The following is a 16,478-nucleotide window of genomic DNA, read 5'->3' on the forward strand; positions in this document are numbered from 1 at the left end:
ACCACTCCTGTCTGTCGAGGAGTGGCAGCTTAGGCAGGCCGCAGCGCGCGGTCTTGGACGGAATTGATCAGGCCGGGCCGCTCAGGGCCGCATGGCTTGGCGGTACTGCGAAGGCGCCACGCCATGCGCGCGGCGGAACCAGTTGGAGAAATGGCTCTGGTCGTAGAAGCCCAGCGACAGTGCCACCTCGCTCAGCGCCAGCGTGCCGCGCAGCAGGCCGCGGGCGCTTTCGGCGCGGCGGGCCTGGTGGTAGGCATGGGGCGTGATGCCGTAGCGGCGGCTGAAGCTGCGGATGGCGTGCTCGGGACTGAGCCCGCAGACGGCGGCCAGCCGCGCGGCGCCCAGCTCCTGGTCCGCATGGGCGTCGATGAACTCGCGCAGCAGCGCCGCGCTGGCGCCATCGGGCGCATGCGGCCGGCCGGGGCTGTGCACCACGCGGCGCAGCAGCGCCAGCAGGGCCTCGTCGGCGGCCAGGCCGTCCTGCGGGCCTTGCAGCAACTGCCGGGCGCAGGCCCGGGTCTGCGGGTCGCGCAGGCTGACGGCGTCGAACCAGCCATCGCGCACGCCCAGCAGCGCGTGCATGCGGGCGGGCTCGACATGCAGCATGTCGTAGGTCCAGCCCTGATCGCCGCCCGGGCGCCCGTCGTGGATCTCGCCGGCGTTGAACAGCGCGATATCGCCACCCGTGAACTCGCGCTCGGCGCCCCGGCTCCAGCACAGCTCGCGCCCGCCGTGGATGACGGCAATGCCCATGGTGTCGTGGAAGTGGCGCGGATAGCGGTGCTGCACCGCATGGCCGCTGAGGATTTCCACACCGCCCAGCGCGCAGTGGCGGCGGTAGGTCAGGGCGCGTTGCGGGCGCTTGCCGGGTATGGGCGCGGCCATGGCCGGTCTCAATCCGCGCCGGGAGCCGCTGCCGGCGTCCTGGCCTGCGCGGCCAGCTTGGACAGCCGCCAGCGCGTCAGGTCGTCCGCGCCGGGGCCGGCCTCCACGCGCAGCTCGGAAAAGGGCACGCTGCGGCCCGACTCCTCCTCCACCAGCGCCAGCCGCAGGGGCGTGCCCGATTGCGCACGCACAAAGCGCATGGGCGGCTGGGCCTGCTGCTGCAGGCGCCACCGGTCGCCGACCTGGGCCAGCGCCTGGATCACCAGGGACAGGTCGCGGCCCTTGGGCGTGAGCAGGTACTCGTAGCGGTCCGGGCCGCTTTGGTAGAGGCGGCGCTCGACCAGGCCGGTCTGCTCCAGCTGGCGCAGGCGGTCGGTCAGCGTGGCATTGGTGATGTCCGTGGACTTTCTCAGGTCGTCATAGCGGCTCAGGCCCAGCATCAGGTCGCGCAGCACCAGCATGGCCCAGCGGTCGCCTACGGCCTCCAGCGCGGTGGCGATCGAGCAGGCCATGCCCTCGAAGCTCTTGGATCGCATGGGGTTTCCCTTGTGTGTTCGCGGTTGTCGCAGGCCTGGAGTGTCTCAGCAAAACGCAAGCCCGGCCCGCAAAGGTGGATTGCGCGCTTGTAACTCCAATGATTGGAGTTTATATTTGGAGCCACTATCAACCACGGCTTTTCAAGCAAGGACCTCCTTCATGAGCACGCATCAAGGCACCGCCATCGTCACTGGCGCCTCATCCGGCATTGGCGCCGTCTACGCAGACCGCCTGGCCGCCAGGGGCCATTCCCTGATCCTGGTGGCCCGCCGCGAGGACCGGCTGCAGGCGCTGGCGCAGCGCCTGCGCAGCGCGCATGGCAGCGAGGTGGAGGTGGTGGCCGCCGACCTGGCCGACGCCGCCGGCCTGCAGCGCGTGGCTGCGCTGCTGTCGGGTGAGCGTGACATCCGCATGCTGGTGAACTGCGCCGGCCTGGGTGCCCTGGGCCCGGCCGCCCAGGTGGATGCAGGCGAGGTCGATCGCATGGTCATGGTCAACATCCATGCGCTGACGCGGCTGTCGCTGGCGGCGGCGCGGCTGTTCGCCACGCGCGGCCGGGGCACGCTGATCAACATCGGCTCCATCCTGGCCGTGATGCCGGTGCCGGGCGCCTCCAGCTACGGCGCCTCCAAGGCCTATGTGCTGAACTTCACGCGCTCGCTGCAGGCCGAGCTCGCTTCCAGCGGCGTCATGGTGCAGGCAGTGATGCCCAGCCTGGTGCACTCCGAATTCTTCGGCGGCAAGCCCGCGCCGTTTCCCGAGCACCTGTTCATGTCGCCCGAGTCCTTGGTGGATACGGCCCTGGTCGCACTCGACCAGGGCGAGGCCATCTGCTTTCCCACGCTGGGCAGCACGACCGCCTGGCTGGACTTTGACCAATCGCGCGCCAATCTCGTCAAGGCGCTGACGCTCAGCGGCGTGCCGGCAGCGCGCTACCAGGGCGCGGATGCAGGCCAGCCCGCCTGACGCCTGACGGCCCGCCGCGTCGCCACCCCGGATTTCCCGAAACCCCTTCTTTTTTGCACCCGGAGAAAACCATGCCCCTGTGGAAGATCTACCACCCCGAAAACGCCTTCAGCGATGAAGACAAACAGGCCATCGCCCAGCGCATCACGGCCGTCTACGGCGACCTGCCGCGCTTTTACGTGGGCGTGGTGTTCGAGGCCGTGGCCCGCACTTCGTTCTTCATCGGCGGCGAACCTGCGGATGATTTCGTGCGCATCTCCGTGGACCACATCGCGCGGCAGATACGCGACGAGGAGACCAAGACACGGTTCCTCGAAGGCGTGCGGCGGCAGCTGTCCCCCTTCATTGCCGACCGTGGCCTGCGCTGGGAGATGCATGTGGACGAGACGCCCTTCAGCCTGTGGAGCATCCAGGGCCTGCGCCCGCCCGTGCCGGGCACGCCCGAGGGGGAGAAGTGGCGCCTGGACAATCGGCCCTCTCCCCTCTGAGGACCTGCCTGCATCTCAGCGCAGCGACAGCCCTGCCGACTGGATCGCCCGGGCGTAGCGCGGGCGCTCGCTTTGCAGGCTCTGGCCCAGGTCGGCCGGGGAGCCGCCCGCCACCTTGAAGCCCATGTGCTCCAGCTGGGCGCGCACATCGGGGGCCTGCAGCACGGTCTGCAGGTCGCGGTTGATCTTGGCGACGATGGGCGCGGGCGTGCCGGCCGGCGCGAAGTAGCCCTGCCAGCTTTCCACCGAGAAGCCGGGCACGCCGGCCTCGGCCATGGTGGGCACCTGGGGCAGGGCGTCGGAGCGGTAGGGCGTGGTCACGGCCAGGGCGCGCAGCTTGCCGGCGCGCACGTACTCGGTCACGGCGGCCAGCGTGATCAGCGTGGCGTCGGTATGGCCGCCCAGCACGTCCAGCGAGGCGGGGCCACCGCCCGGGTAGGGGATGTAGTTGACCTTGGCGCCCGTCTCCTGCGTGAGGATTTCATGCGCCACATGGGCAATGCCGCCATTGCCGGGCAGGCCCAGGCTGATGCTTTGCGGCTTGGCCTTGGCGCGGGCCAGGTAGTCGCCCAGCGTGTTCAGGCCCGTGCCGGGGTTGACCACCAGCACCTGCGGATTGACCACGGCCTTGATGATGGGCGTGAAGGCCTTTTGCGTGTCGTAGGGCAACTGGGCGAACAGCAGGCCGTTGAGCGTGAGGCCCTCGCCCTGCTGCAGCAGCGTGTAGCCGTCGGGCGCGGCCTTGGCCACCTTGGCCGCACCGATGGTGCCGCTGGCCCCGGCCACGTTCTCCACCACCACCGACTGGCCCCACAGCGCGGCCAGCTTGTCGGCCAGCGTGCGCGTGAGCTTGTCGGCGCTGCCCCCGGGCGCCACGGGCACGATGATGCGCACCGGCTTGTTCGGAAAGCTGTCGGCCGAGGCCAAGGCCGCAGGCGCGTGCAGGGCCAGGGCGGAGAACAGGGGAAGCAGCAGCGCGCGCAGCGCAGACGGGGTGCGGATCATGGGAGTGCCGGAGTGCAGAGAGTCGATGCCCGCAGTCTGGGAGGCTCCTGGCGCGGCGTGAACTAAGCATTGCGGCTATGCATATGCGGCTGCCGCACAACGTGCGTCACGCTTGCCCCACGCATGCGCGCGCAGTGCCCAAAGCTCATATCCATATCTGCAATGCGTCGTTGGCGCCGGGGCGGGAGAGGCCTAACTTCGTGTCCTCCCGCGAACGTCCTCCCAGGCACTCCCATGACACAGACCCATCTCTCCATCGACTTCAGCGGCAGCGACGTGGCCAGCCGCCGCGCAGCCGCCATCACCGGCTTCATCGCCACGGCCCGGCGCCTGCTCCCCGATCCCGAGCGGGCCACGCCCGAGCAACTGCAGGCCGTGGCCCGCGAGCTGGAGGCGCTGGGCCTGCAGCGCGAACTGTTCCCGCACGCGCACTTTCCCGTCTCGGCCAGCAACCCGGCCCAGGTCTACCGCCTCAGCGAAGACCTGGGCGGGCGCTATGCGCTGTACATGTCCACCGGCCTGCCGGGCAAGTCCCAGCCGCCGCATGACCACACCACCTGGGCCATCATCGCGGGCGTCGAAGGCGTGGAGCGCAACGTGTTCTTCACGCGCGGCAAGACCGACGACCCGCTGCGCGACACCCTGGCGGTGGGCCGCAGCGTCGATGTGGGCAGCGGAACCTCGGTAGTGCTCACGCCCACCGACGTGCACACCATCGAGCTGATCGGCGAGGAACCCGGCCTGCACCTGCACTTCTACGGGCGCGGCCTGGAACGCATGCCCGAGCGCGTGGTCTTCGAGAGCCTGGAGGGCGGCACGTTCCGCACCTTCGGCCCGCCCAAGTCCATTCGCCATGCGCTGGTCACGCCCGCCGCGCTCCGGCAGGCCCTGGCCGACGGCGAGGAAATCGCCGTGCTCGACGTGCGCGAGGCCGGTGTCTTCGCACATCGCCACATCCTGTTCGCGGCGCCCGCCCCGGCCTGGCGGCTGGAGCAGCTCATCGACCGCCTGGTGCCGCGCCGGGGCACGCGCATCGTGCTGGTGGATGGCGACGGCACGCTGGCCCATGAAGCCGCCGCCAAGCTCGTGCGCCTGGGCTGGCCCAATGTCTCCGTGCTGGAAGGCGGCACCGAAGGCTGGGCGGCCGAGGGGCTGGAAATCTTCAGCGGCACCAACGTGCCCAGCAAGGCCTTTGGCGAAGTCATCGAGCATGAAAAGCACACGCCCTGGATCACCTCGGACGAGCTGGGCGCGCGCGTGCAGCGCGGCGACAACATCGTCGTCGTCGACAGCCGCACGCCCGAGGAATTCGCGGCCTTCAGCCTGCCCTTTGCGCTCAGCGTGCCGGGGGCCGAACTGGTCTACCGCATCGGCGAAATCGCCCCGGACCCGCAAACCCTGGTCGTCGTCAACTGCGCTGGCCGCACGCGCTCCATCGTGGGCGCTCAGACCCTGATCGACGCCGGCATTCCCAACCAGGTCGTCTCGCTGCGCAACGGCACCATGGACTGGCTGCTCACCGGCCGCAGGCTGGCCCATGGCCGCCGCACCCCGCTGCCCGAGCCCGGCGCCGTCGCCCTGGCCACCGCCCGCGAGCGCGCAGCCAGCGTGGCACAGCGCGCGGGCGTGCAATCCATTGATGCGGCCGAGCTGGCCCGCTTCGAGTCCGAAGCCACCGAACGCACGCTCTACCGCTTCGACGTGCGCACCCGCGAGGAATACCAGGCCGGCCACCTGCCCGGCTGGCGCTGGGCGCCGGGCGGCCAACTCGTGCAGGCCACCGACGAATACGCGGCCACGCGCGGCGCACGCATCGTGCTGGCCGACTGGGATGGCGTGCGCGCCCTCACCACCGGCGCCTGGCTGGCCCAGCTGGGCTGGGAAGTCTTCACCTACGTTCCACCCGCGCTGGCCACCCTGGAGGTCGGCGCCGAACCCGTGCGCGTGCTCGCCTCCCACGCGCCTGCGCCGCAGCTGTCCGTGCAGCAGGCGCAGGAACTGCTGGGCGAAGGCCGGGCCATCGTCTTCGACGTGGACAGCCGGCCCGCCTTCGAGAAGCAGCACATCGCCGGTGCGCGCTTTGCCGTGCCTGATCGTCTGCCCTCCTTCGTGCAGGCCCTGCCGCCAGCGCAGGTGGTGGTGCTGACCTCGCCGGACGGCGTGCTGGCGCGCAGCGTGGCGGCCGAACTCGCGGCGCGCACCGGGCGCGATGTGCGTTCCGTCGTTGGTGGCACTTCTGCCTGGGCTGCTGCCGGGCTGCCGCTGGGGCAGGGGGATGCGGATGTGCTGACGGGGGATGATGACCAGTGGTACAGCCCTTATGCGCATCGGGATCTGGGGTTGAGGGATGCGGGGTTTCGGGCTTATCTGGATTGGGAGTTGGGGCTGGTTGAGCAGTTGGAGAGGGATGGGTGGGCTGCTGAGATTCGGCTGGTGCCTGCCTGAGTTGCTTTTTTTGTCCCTGCCGGGTGGTTGTTTTTCGAGGCCGGGTCTCGGCCCGGCAGCCGACCTACTTTCTTATCGCGCGATAAGAAAGTAGGCAAAGAAGCGCGCCCCGCACTGCCCACGACCCTTCGCTTCGCTGCGGGCGACCTGCGTTGGGCGGGATGCGGGGTGCGCCGTGAAACTCGTTACGCGCTGCGCGCTTCACTCAAACATCACGGCGAGCTAGACAACGAAGCAAGCCTGTCCTTCGGCAGGCTTGCCACCCCGCATCCCGCCCAACGCAGGCGTGGGCAGAAGGGGGGAGATTGGGGAACAGCCAACAGCCAACAGCCGGAAATGCAAAACAGCCGACGCGCCATTGTGGCGCTCGGCTGTTTTCGTGGGCTGAGGCTACTGCTTCAGACCTCGGGTTTGGCGGTGTTGCGCAGAAGATAGATCTCGTCTTCCACGTAGGTGGCCAGCCGCTCTGCACTGTGCTGAATGGTGCGCAAGGCGTTGGTCACCACGTCCGTGTCGCGCAGGCCTTCGGGTGATAGCAGCCATGCCTGGGCGAGCTGGGAGATGGAAGAGACCTCGTTGCAGCTCATCTGGACCATTCGGTTCACCTCGGTGATGGAGAAGTTCAGCTGCGTGGTTCTGGCGCTGGTGGATCGTGTTTCCTGCTTCATGGCCTGGCCCTCCATGTGATGGTGAGGGTTTCGAGGCCTATGGACACTGTATGCATGGTTGCGTGCTCCGTATTCAGACGAGACAAGGCCTCTCTGATGGGGAGGCCAGCACCAGCTGCGATCGGTGTTCTTACGCACCAGCCCCTGAACAGGGGGCCGGTCGAAATGATAGAGGCTTTGGACGACAAGCGCGCTCAAAAAAAGGCCGAGCGAAGCGACGGCCCGCACCCACTCCCCGTATGTCAGCGCCTGCGGCGTGGTGGTTGCGGGGTTGCAGTCCTGCCGAAGAACAGGACTGCTTCGTCATCTGACTCGCCGTGATGTTTGAACGTAGCGCGCAGCGCGAAGAGAGTTTCACGGCGAACCCCGCAACCGCCACGACGCAGGTTGCCCCGCAGCGAAGCGAAGGGGTCGCGGACATCCGGGTCGCCTTCTTTGATCTGACCTTTCTTGGCGAATCAAGAAAGGGCAGTCGGCTGCCGGGCCGAGACCCGGCCTCTGTCGCCAGAGGCGCGACAGAGTCAAAAAGGAAGCTCAGGCAGCCAGCCTGAACCGCTCAACCACTCCCCCAAACCCCCTCTCCAGATCCGCAATCAAATCCAAAGGATCCTCCAGCCCCACATGCAGCCGCACCACAGGCGCAGTCCCCGTCCACACACTGTGCTCCCGCAACCGCTCAGGCTGCGCCACCAGGGCCAGGCTCTCGTACCCGCCCCACGAAGCCCCCTGCGCAAACTGCCGCAACGAGTCAACGAACACGGCGCCGGCACCGGCGTCCACCCCTTCGGCAAACGCGAATGACACCAGCCCGCTGGCCCCGCTGAAGTCCCGCTTCCACAGCGCATGGCCGGGATCGGAGGGCAGGGCCGGGTAGAAGACGCGGCCGACCTGGGGCTGATGCTCCAGCCATTGCGCGATTTCGGTGGCGTGGCGCTGGTGCTGGGCCAGGCGCACGGGCAGGGTGCGCAGGCCGCGCAGTGCCAGGTAGGCGTCGTCGGCGCCTATGGTCAGGCCCAGGGCCTCGTAGGCGGTGGATATCTTTTTGGACAGCGCGGGGCCGTCGGTGATGACGATGCCCTGCATCACGTCGGAGTGGCCGGCGATGTACTTGGTCGCGGCCTGGATGGAGAGGTTGGCGCCGTGCTCCAGGGGCTGGTAGAACCAGCCGCCGCTCCAGGTGTTGTCGGTAGCCACGGCAATGCCGTGCTGGCGTGCCACGGCGGCCAGGGCGGGCAGGTCCAGCACCTCGTAGAGCAGGGAGCTGGGCGATTCCAGGTAGACCAGGCGGGTGTTGGGGCGGATTTTGCCGGCCAGATCGTCGCGCGAGGGCGAGAAGTACTCCAGCGTGATGCCCAGGCGCTGCAGCAAGGTGGCGTCCACGCGGCGCACGGGCGAGTAGACGCTGTCGGCCACCAAGGCATGGTCGCCGGGCGAGAGCAGGGCGATGAGCACCAGGGTGATGGCGGACAGGCCCGAGGGCGTGAGAAAGGCGCGGTGCCCGCCCTCCAGCGCGACCACGGCGTCTTCCAGCGCGCGGTGCGTGTCCAGGCCGTGGCGGCCGTAGGAGGCCACGCGCTCGCCGGCCTCGCGGCGGTGGTGCAGGTCGGCGTAGGCGGCGCTGTCGGCAAAGCGCACGGTGCTGGTGCGCACCACGGGCACGTTGACGGGGCCGGAGCCGCCCTGCAGCGGCGGCGTGCCTGCGTGCAGCAGGCGGGTCGACGGGCCCAGGGGCCGGTGCTTGTCTTGGGGGATGCTCATGCCACGGCCTCGCTGGGACGGAAGTAGGCGGCGTTGTAGTTCTTGACTTCGCCGGTGTCGGGGTCGATGGCCACGCGGCCGCTCAGGGTTTCCAGCGGCTGGCCGTAGAGATGGAAGTGCAGCGTGGGCTGCTCGCCCACGACGGCAATGCTGTGGATGTCATCGGGCAGGAAGGCGATGGAGGCGCCCGGCTGCACGGTGAATTCGCGCGCCAGGTGGATGCTGGCGCGTGCGGGGTCGCTGCGGTCGTCCGTGCGCTCGTAGAGGCGGTTGAGCTCCTGGCCTTCGACGGCAACGATCACGGCCCAGGTCGTGTGGTTGTGCGGGGCCGTGGTCTTGCCGGGGTTGATGGAGTTCAGGTACAGGGCCAGGCCCGCATCGCCATCGGCCGGGTTGAGGCGGTAGCGCGTGGAGGCGCCCACGCCTTCGGTCTGCGCGGGCGGGGGGAAGTCCGCGCGGCTGAACAAGGCCTTGTGCGCGGCCAGCTGCTCCAGGCGTGCGGTGATGGCCGACAGGGTGCTGCGGTCGGGCGCGCCGGCCTGCAGCAGCTGGCGCACGTCGGCCAGGGCGGCGTCCACGGCCTGGCGGCGCCGGGCGGCGGCGTCTGTATGGGTGCCTGTATCTGCGCCTGTGCCGGCCGGGGTTTCAGTCGTTGTTTCTGCGGTCATGGGATGTGCTCCTGGAGGTGGGGGATCAAAGGGCAAAGCGCAGGCTGTTGAAGGGCAGCGGCGCTGTGGCCGGTGTGGCCGGGGCGGCTGGCGCAGGCCTGGACCGTGCACCATCGCCCAGGGCGCGCTGCAGGAATTCGCGCGTGCGCTCGCTGCGCGGGCTGCCGAAGATCTGGGCGGCCGGGCCGTGCTCGACGATGCGGCCGGCCTCGGTGAAATAGACCTGGTCGCTGACCTCTTCGGCAAAGCGCATTTCGTGCGTGACCAGCACGCAGGTCATGCCGTCCCTGACCAGGTCGCGGATCACGGTCAGCACCTCGCCCACGGTCTCGGGGTCCAGGGCGGAGGTCACTTCGTCGAACAGGATCAGCTCGGGCCGCATGGCCAGGGCGCGCGCAATGGCCACGCGCTGCTGCTGGCCGCCGGACAGCTCGCCGGGGTAGGCGGATTCCTTGTGGTCCAGGCGCACCTTCTGCAGCAGGGCGCGGGCCTCGCGCTCGGCCGTGGCGCGGTCGCGGCCGACCACGCGCGTGGGGGCGATGACCAGGTTCTCCAGCACCGACAGATGGGGGAACAGGTTGTACTGCTGGAAGACGAAGCCCACGCGCTTGCGCAGGGCGATCAGCTCGGCCTCGGTGCGCAGCTGGTCCACGCGCGTGCCCGCCACCGAGATGGCGCCGCGCTGGGGCCGCAGCAGGCCGGTGATGCAGCGCAGGATGGTGGACTTGCCCGAGCCCGAGGGCCCGATGATGGTCACCGCCTCGCCGCGCCGCACCTGCACGTCGATGCCCTTGAGCACCTGGTTGTCGCCAAAGGACAGGTGCACATCCTGCAGGTGGACCAGTGCGGGCGCCGTGCCTGCGGGGGCATCGGCCGTGGCGAGTTGGGAGAGAAAGGAGTCAGTGGCGTTCATGGCGTCGCTCCAATGCCCGGGTTGCCCGGGCGATGGGATAGCAATAGGCAAAGAAAAGCGCGAGCAGCGTGAAGTACACAAGGATGGTGAAGTCCGTGCGTGCCACGGTGTTGCTGGCGATCTGGGCGGTGTCCACCACATCGTGCACGCCCACCAGCGAGGCCAGCGAGGTGCTCATGGTGATGCTGGCGTAGAGGTTCATCCACGGCGGCAGCATGCGGCGCACGCACTGCGGCAGCACGATGAGGCGGAAGATCTCGCTGCGGCGAAAGGCCAGCGACTGGGCCGCCTCCCACTGCGCGCTGGGAATGGACTGGATGGCGCCCCGGAAGATCTCGGCCACGTTGGCGCTGGTGGGCAGGGCCAGGCCCAGCACCACCTTGACCCAGTCGGGGAACGGAAAGGTCCAGCCCACCAGCTTCAGCTCGAACGGGAACACATAGGTGGTGAAGTAGATGAGCACCAGGATGGGCGCATTGCGAAACAGCTGCACATACCAGCGCACGCCCGTGCGCACGGCCGGCGTGGGCGACAGCGACAGGGCGCCCAGCACCAGGCCGGCCACGGTGCCGATGGCCACGGCCAGCACGCTGATCTCGATGTTGACCAGGAGGCCGCGCAGCAGCGCGGGCAGCCATTTCCACAGGTGCACGAAGGCGGGCGGGGCGCTGTCCGTGGCGGCCCAGCAGGCGCACAGGGCCAGCAGTGCGGCGCCCGCGATCAGCCAGGGGCTGCGCGCCGCGCGCAGCAGGGCGGCGGGCAGCGGGCGGGGCGCGGCGCCGGTGTTCAGGGTGGCTTCATTGGCCATAGCCGGGCATCCTCAGGTGTTGTTCCAGCCAGCGGCCCGCCAGGCTGACCAGCCAGGTCAGCAGGCCGAACCACAGCAGGATGAGCAGCAGCAGCTCCAGCACGTTGTCGCGCTGCGACCAGATCATGATGGACTCGTAGGTCACGTCGCCCACGGCAATGGCCGAGGCCACGGCCGTCATCTTCACCAGGTCCACCAGGTTGTTGGTCAGCGAGGGCAGGGCAAAGCGCACGGCCAGCGGCAGCTGCACGCGCACCAGCAGCTGGCGCTGCGAAAAGCCCAGCGAGCGCGCCGCCTCCAACGTGGTGGCGGGCACGGCCTCGATGCCGGCGCGCAGCGCCTCGGCATGGAACACGCCCTTGTGCAGCGAGACCACGATCACCACCCAGACAAAGGGCGTGAGCGGGTTGTTGCCCGCGCCCCAGTCGCGCAGCTGCTGGGTGATCAGCATGTTGAGCACCAGGAAGGCGCAGTACAGCTGCACCAGCGTGGGCGTGTTGCGCGTGACCTCCACAAAGGCGCGCGCAGGCCGCGCCAGCCAGGCGCGGCCCGAGGTCAGGGCCGCCGCCAGCGCCACGCCGGCCGCCAGGCTGCCGGCAATGGTCAGCAGGGCCAGCTGCACGGTCACGAACATGCCGCGCACAAAGGCCTGGCGCTCGGACACGTCCAGCACGAAGGCGTAGTTCAGGCCCAGGCCCTTGAGCGCTTGCACGCCCTGGGCAAGCAGGCTGTCGTTCATGGCACGGCCTCCAGGGCAGCCGGCTGTGCATGCGCATGCGCTTGCGCAGCGGGGTCTTTCAGCGCGGCCACGGCGCGTGCGATGCGGGCCGTGGCCTCGGCCAGCACCTCGTCGCTGGCGGCCGTGGAGATGCGGAAATACGGCGACAGGCCGTAGGCCCCGCCATCCACGGCAGCCACGCCTTCGGACTCCAGCAGCCATTCGGTCAGGTCAGTGTCGCTGGCGATGGGCTGGCCGTCCGGGCGCAGGTGGCCTATCAGCGCGCCGCAGTGCACAAAGGCAAAGAACGATCCGCCCGGCGGCAGCAGGGCCAGGCCCGGCACCTGGTCCAGCGCCTGGGTGACCCGTTGCGCGCGCCGCGCATAGGCGTTGCGGGCCTGCTGCACAAAGCTCTGGTCGGGCGACTGCAGCGCCGCCGTGGCTGCGGCCTGGGCCACGGAATTGGGGCCTGACGAGGCCTGCGACTGGATCACCACCATGGCCTGCACCAGCGCGGCCGGGCCTGCGCCCCAGCCGATGCGCCAGCCGGTCATGGCATAGGTCTTGGAGACGCCGTTGACCAGCAGCGTGCGCTCGCGCAGGTCTGGGGCCACCGCCAGCCAGTGCGCGGGGGCCTGGGGCGTGAACCAGATGTGCTCGTACAGCTCGTCCAGCAGCACCAGCACCTGCGGATGAAGGCGCAGCACCTGGGCCAGGGCGGCCAGTTCCTCGCGGCTGTAGACGGCGCCCGAGGGGTTGCCCGGCGTGTTCAGCACCAGCCAGCGCGTGCGCGGCGTGATGGCGGCCTGCAGCGCGGCCGGCGTGAGCTTGAAGCCCTGCTCAATGCCGCAGTCCACGATGACCGGCGTGCCGTCGTTCACGCGCACGATGTCGGGAAACGAAGGCCAGTACGGCGCGGGCACGATGACCTCGTCGCCCGCGTCCAGCGTGGCCGCCAGCGCGTTGTAGATCACCTGCTTGCCGCCGTTGCTGACGATGATCTGCCCGGCGTCGAAGTCCAGCCCGTTCTCGCGCCGGTACTTGGCGCTGATGGCCTGGCGCAGCGCGGCCGTGCCGGGCGTGGGCGTGTACTTGGTTTCGCCACGGGCCAGGGCCGCGATGGCGGCCTGCTTGATGGGCTCGGGCGTGTCGAAATCGGGCTCGCCCGTGGTCAGCGCAATGATGTCGCGGCCCTGGCGGGCCAGGGCCGTGGCCCGCGCGCTGGCCGCGGCATTGGGCGAGAGCCTGACGCGCTGCACGCGCTGCGAAAGGGGAAAGGGCGTGGTCATGGCGTGGGGCCTTCCTGGAATGCGGCGGCTGGCGTTGGAGAAACCTGCGGCAAGTCGTGCGGCAAATCGTCCGGCAGGGCTTGCAGCACCTTGCCGGGATTGAGCAGGCCCAGCGGGTCGAAGGCCTGCTTGAGACGCCGCATGAGCTGCAGCTCCACGGCGCTCTTGTAGCGGGGCAGCAGGTCGCGCTTGGTCTGGCCCACGCCGTGCTCGGCGCTGATGGAGCCGCCATGGGCGTGCACGCTGTCGTGCACCACCTCGTGGATGGCGTCTTCCTGGGCAAACAGCTGAGCGGGCGTACCGTCCGGCGCGTGCGACACGTTGTAGTGCAGGTTGCCGTCGCCCAGGTGCCCGAAGGCCACGGGCCGCACCGCGCCAAAGCGCGCCTGCAGCAGTGCGGCCGTGGCCGCAAGAAAGTCGGGGATGCGCGAGATGGGCACCGACACGTCGTGCTTGATGTTGCGGCCATCGCGCCGCTGGGCCTCGCCCAGGGCCTGGTCGCGCAGCCGCCACAGGGCCTGGCTTTGCTGCAGGCTCTCGGCAATGGCGGCATCGGTGACCAGGCCGTCCTCGAAGGCCTGGCCCACCACGCACTCGAAGCGCTGGCGCGCATGGTCCTCGCCCTCGCTGTCGGACAGCTCGATCAGCGCAAACCAGGGCGCGTTGAGCGCCAGCGGTATCGGCTGCTCGGGCACATGGCGGGCTATCAGGCCCAGTGCCGTGTCCGACATCAGCTCGAACGCCGTCAGGCTGGCACCGAAGCCCGCCCGCGCCTGGCTGAGGAAGGCCACCGCATCGCGTATGCAGCCAAAGGCCAGCAGGGCCGTGTGCTGGGCGCGGGGCAGCGGATGCAGGCGCAGCGTGGCCGCCGTGATGATGCCCAGCGTGCCTTCGCTGCCCACGTACAGGTCGCGCAGCGCATAGCCGGTGTTGTCCTTGCGCAGCCCGCGCAGGCCGTCCCAGATGTCGCCCTCGGCCGTCACCACTTCCAGGCCCAGCACCAGCTCGCGCGCGTTGCCGTAGCGCAGCACCTGGGTGCCGCCCGCGTTGGTGGACAGGTTGCCGCCAATGGTGCAGCTGCCCTCGGAGCCCAGGCTGAGGGGAAACAGCCGGTCCGCATCGCGCGCTGCCTGCTGCACATGGGCCAGCACGGCGCCGGCTTCCACGGTCAGGGTGTCGTTGTCGGTGTCGATGGCGCGCACGCGGTTCAGGCGCGCCAGCGACAGCAGCACGGCGTGGCCCGAGGCGTCGGGCGTGGCGCCGCCCATCAGCCCGGTGTTGCCGCCCTGGGCCACGATGGGCGTGCGGTGGGCGCGGCACAGGCGTACCAGCTGCGCCACCTGTGCCGTGTCGGCAGGCCGTGCCACGGCCAGGGCCTGGCCCGTGAGGCGGCCATGCTGGTCGGTCAGGTAGCCGGCCGCATCGGCACCCGTGAGCACATGGGCATCGCCCAGGGCGTGGCGCAGCGCGGTGACCAGGTCGGCGGGGCCGGTGATGTGGCCGCTGGTGCTGGTGCTGGTGTTGGTGCTGGTGTGGGTGCTCATGCGGGCGCCTTCCTGAACTTGTCGTGCAGCTGGTGCAGCAGCGGCGTGGGCGTCATGCCGTTGCGCTGCTCCACCTCGATCAGCCAGCCCGTGCGGTGCCAGTCCTGCACGATGCGGTCGATGGCCGCCTGCGTGTCGGACTCGCCCTTGCGCAGCCAGATCACCGAGGGCGAGGGAATGATGTCGGCGGGCGAGACGATCTCGTAGTCCTTCCAGTCCGCATTGCTGGCCACGAGTTCGCGCAGCGTGGGGCTGACATGCACGGCGGCCGCGCAGTTGCCGCCCTTGAGGGCCAGCAGCGACTCGGGCTGGCCCCGGAAGGCCTTGATCTGGGCGCCGTATTGATCGGCCAGCGGCTTGGTGAAATTGCTGCCCTGCGACACGCACACGGGCTTGCCGCGCAGGTCGTCCCACTGGCGCACGCCGCTGTCCTTCTTGGCGATGGCGGCGCCGCCGACTTCCTCGAACGGCGTGGGCACGAAGGACAGGATCTCGCTGCGCTCCTGCGTCCACTGCATGTTGGCGATCAGGATGTCCACCTTGCCCTGCTGCAGGAACTGCACGCGGTTGGACGGCTGGACCTGCACGGTCTCCACCCCCACGCCCAGGCCCTTGGCCACGCCTTCGGACAGCTGCACGTTGTAGCCCACGTGCCTTTGCGTGACGGGGTCGATGGTGCCGAACGGCGGCCCCGAAAGCATCACCCCCACCACGATCTTGCCGCGCTGCTTGATGCGGTCCAGCGTGGCGTCGGCATGGGCTGCCAGGGCCGTGAGGGCGAGCAGGGCCGCCAGTGCGGTGCGGGTCGGCTTCATGGCTTGGCTCCCTTGGCGGCGGCCTGGGTTGCCTGCGCATCGGCCTGCGCTGCCGCATACACCGCGAAGTCGTAGGGCGCGCGGTCGAACTGGCCCTTCAGCGCGCGTTCGTGGCGCTCGGCGATCCAGGTGTCGGGCACGCCGCTGGCGCGGGCCACCTTGAGCAGGAAGCCCGTGCGGTGCCAGTCCTGGATGGCCTTGTCCACGAAGGCCTGGGTGTCGGCCTCGCCGCGGCGCGTCCACACCACGGTGGGCGAGGGAATCAACTGGTCCTGCGTGCCCAGTTCGAAGTCCTTCCACTCGGCTGCATTCGGGCCGGTGAGCTTTTCATAGAGCGCGGGCTGGATATGGACCGAAGCCGCGCAGGTGCCGCCCTTGAGCGCCAGCAGCGACTCGGGAATGCCGCGCAGGCCCTTGACCACGGCGCCATAGCTCTCGGCCAGGGGCTTGGCGAAGTTGCTGCCCTGCGACACGCAGGCCACCTTGCCGCGCAGGTCTTCCCAGCGCTTGATGCCGCTGGCCTTGGCCACCAGGGCGCCGCCGCCGATCAGGTCATAGGGCGTGGGCGCGAACGAGAGGATCTCGCTGCGCTCCTGCGTCCACTGGATGTTGGCGATCAACAGGTCCACCTTGCCGCTTTGCAGGAACTGCACGCGCGTGGAGGCGGTCACGGGAACCGTCTCCAGCGGCACGCCCAGGCGGCGCGCGATGTCGGCGGCCAGCTCGGTCTGGTAGCCGCCGGTCTTGCCAGTGGCGGGGTCCAGCACGCCGAACGGCGGGCTGGCGCCGTCGATGCCCACGGACAGCTTGCCGCGTTGCTTGATCTTGTCCAGCGTGGCATCGGCGTGGGCGGCGCCGGCGCCCAGCAGCAGGGCCAGGGCGGCGGCAAGGGGGGAAAGAAGGCGGGGCATGCGTGAATCCATCAGGGAACGGAAGGCCCGGCCCCGTCTTGCGGGGCCTGGGCCTGGGTG

Annotated in this window: 16 protein-coding genes; 3 read left to right on the forward strand and 13 right to left on the reverse strand. The window is 69.6% G+C overall.

Annotation, left to right across the window (positions count from 1 at the left end):
- Positions 1–81: 81 nt before the first annotated feature.
- Both AC57B5_RS23030 and AC57B5_RS23035 read right to left on the reverse strand, forming a co-directional pair.
- Entirely contained in the window at positions 82–885 is an 804-nt protein-coding gene (locus AC57B5_RS23030) for a helix-turn-helix domain-containing protein (RefSeq protein ID WP_496400414.1), read from the reverse strand.
- An 8-nt stretch (positions 886–893) separates the two neighbouring features.
- Positions 894–1,421, reverse strand: coding sequence for a winged helix-turn-helix transcriptional regulator (locus tag AC57B5_RS23035; protein WP_043824381.1), 528 nt, complete (start codon positions 1,419–1,421; stop codon positions 894–896).
- Between the two features lie 160 nt (positions 1,422–1,581).
- Here AC57B5_RS23035 and AC57B5_RS23040 point away from each other — a divergent pair, with 160 nt between their 5' ends.
- Complete coding sequence (locus tag AC57B5_RS23040; protein WP_192368342.1) at positions 1,582–2,388, forward strand: SDR family NAD(P)-dependent oxidoreductase; 807 nt, start codon at positions 1,582–1,584, stop codon at positions 2,386–2,388.
- A gap of 71 nt (positions 2,389–2,459) precedes the next feature.
- Positions 2,460–2,876: a tautomerase family protein gene (locus tag AC57B5_RS23045; RefSeq protein ID WP_013800576.1), complete on the forward strand. Its 417-nt coding sequence runs from the start codon at positions 2,460–2,462 to the stop codon at positions 2,874–2,876.
- A gap of 15 nt (positions 2,877–2,891) precedes the next feature.
- On the opposite strand, the gene AC57B5_RS23050 is transcribed toward AC57B5_RS23045, so the two are convergent.
- The gene (locus tag AC57B5_RS23050) at positions 2,892–3,881 is read right to left on the reverse strand and encodes a tripartite tricarboxylate transporter substrate binding protein (RefSeq protein WP_013800577.1); all 990 of its coding nucleotides are present in this window, start codon (positions 3,879–3,881) and stop codon (positions 2,892–2,894) included.
- 234 nt (positions 3,882–4,115) lie between these two features.
- On the opposite strand from AC57B5_RS23050, the gene AC57B5_RS23055 reads away from it, so the two are divergent.
- Positions 4,116–6,326: a rhodanese-like domain-containing protein gene (locus AC57B5_RS23055; protein ID WP_496400415.1), complete on the forward strand. Its 2,211-nt coding sequence runs from the start codon at positions 4,116–4,118 to the stop codon at positions 6,324–6,326.
- Between the two features lie 398 nt (positions 6,327–6,724).
- Here AC57B5_RS23055 and AC57B5_RS23060 read toward each other — a convergent pair whose 3' ends face one another.
- From AC57B5_RS23060 to AC57B5_RS23105, 10 genes are all read right to left on the reverse strand, one after another.
- The gene (locus AC57B5_RS23060) at positions 6,725–6,994 is read right to left on the reverse strand and encodes a hypothetical protein (RefSeq protein ID WP_063328408.1); all 270 of its coding nucleotides are present in this window, start codon (positions 6,992–6,994) and stop codon (positions 6,725–6,727) included.
- Between the two features lie 534 nt (positions 6,995–7,528).
- Positions 7,529–8,752 (reverse strand): cystathionine beta-lyase, encoded by a 1,224-nt coding sequence (gene metC / locus AC57B5_RS23065; RefSeq protein WP_096914072.1) that lies wholly within the window; start codon positions 8,750–8,752, stop codon positions 7,529–7,531.
- Positions 8,749–9,420 carry a cysteine dioxygenase family protein gene (locus AC57B5_RS23070; RefSeq protein WP_065347971.1) on the reverse strand — a complete coding sequence of 224 codons (672 nt, stop codon included), beginning with the start codon at positions 9,418–9,420 and terminating at the stop codon, positions 8,749–8,751. The genes metC and AC57B5_RS23070 overlap by 4 nt, the downstream gene beginning before the upstream one ends.
- Before the next feature lie 25 nt (positions 9,421–9,445).
- Entirely contained in the window at positions 9,446–10,333 is an 888-nt protein-coding gene (locus AC57B5_RS23075; RefSeq protein WP_063328406.1) for an amino acid ABC transporter ATP-binding protein, read from the reverse strand.
- Positions 10,320–11,141 carry an amino acid ABC transporter permease gene (locus AC57B5_RS23080; RefSeq protein ID WP_013800582.1) on the reverse strand — a complete coding sequence of 274 codons (822 nt, stop codon included), beginning with the start codon at positions 11,139–11,141 and terminating at the stop codon, positions 10,320–10,322. The genes AC57B5_RS23075 and AC57B5_RS23080 overlap by 14 nt, the downstream gene beginning before the upstream one ends.
- Positions 11,131–11,880, reverse strand: a complete 750-nt coding sequence (locus tag AC57B5_RS23085) for an amino acid ABC transporter permease (RefSeq protein ID WP_034397155.1) — start codon at positions 11,878–11,880, stop codon at positions 11,131–11,133. The genes AC57B5_RS23080 and AC57B5_RS23085 overlap by 11 nt, the downstream gene beginning before the upstream one ends.
- A complete protein-coding gene (locus AC57B5_RS23090; protein WP_496400416.1) occupies positions 11,877–13,148 on the reverse strand; it encodes an aminotransferase class I/II-fold pyridoxal phosphate-dependent enzyme in 1,272 nt (423 codons plus the stop codon). Before AC57B5_RS23090 ends, AC57B5_RS23085 begins: the two co-directional genes overlap by 4 nt.
- A complete protein-coding gene (locus AC57B5_RS23095; RefSeq protein WP_496400417.1) occupies positions 13,145–14,692 on the reverse strand; it encodes an FAD-binding oxidoreductase in 1,548 nt (515 codons plus the stop codon). The genes AC57B5_RS23090 and AC57B5_RS23095 overlap by 4 nt, the downstream gene beginning before the upstream one ends.
- Positions 14,689–15,507 (reverse strand): transporter substrate-binding domain-containing protein, encoded by an 819-nt coding sequence (locus AC57B5_RS23100; protein WP_198821117.1) that lies wholly within the window; start codon positions 15,505–15,507, stop codon positions 14,689–14,691. The genes AC57B5_RS23095 and AC57B5_RS23100 overlap by 4 nt, the downstream gene beginning before the upstream one ends.
- Positions 15,504–16,418, reverse strand: coding sequence for a transporter substrate-binding domain-containing protein (locus AC57B5_RS23105; protein ID WP_013800587.1), 915 nt, complete (start codon positions 16,416–16,418; stop codon positions 15,504–15,506). Before AC57B5_RS23105 ends, AC57B5_RS23100 begins: the two co-directional genes overlap by 4 nt.
- Positions 16,419–16,478: the final 60 nt, after the last annotated feature.

It is taken from the genome of Delftia sp. BGA-UO-ETr-SB1 (assembly GCF_059567865.1).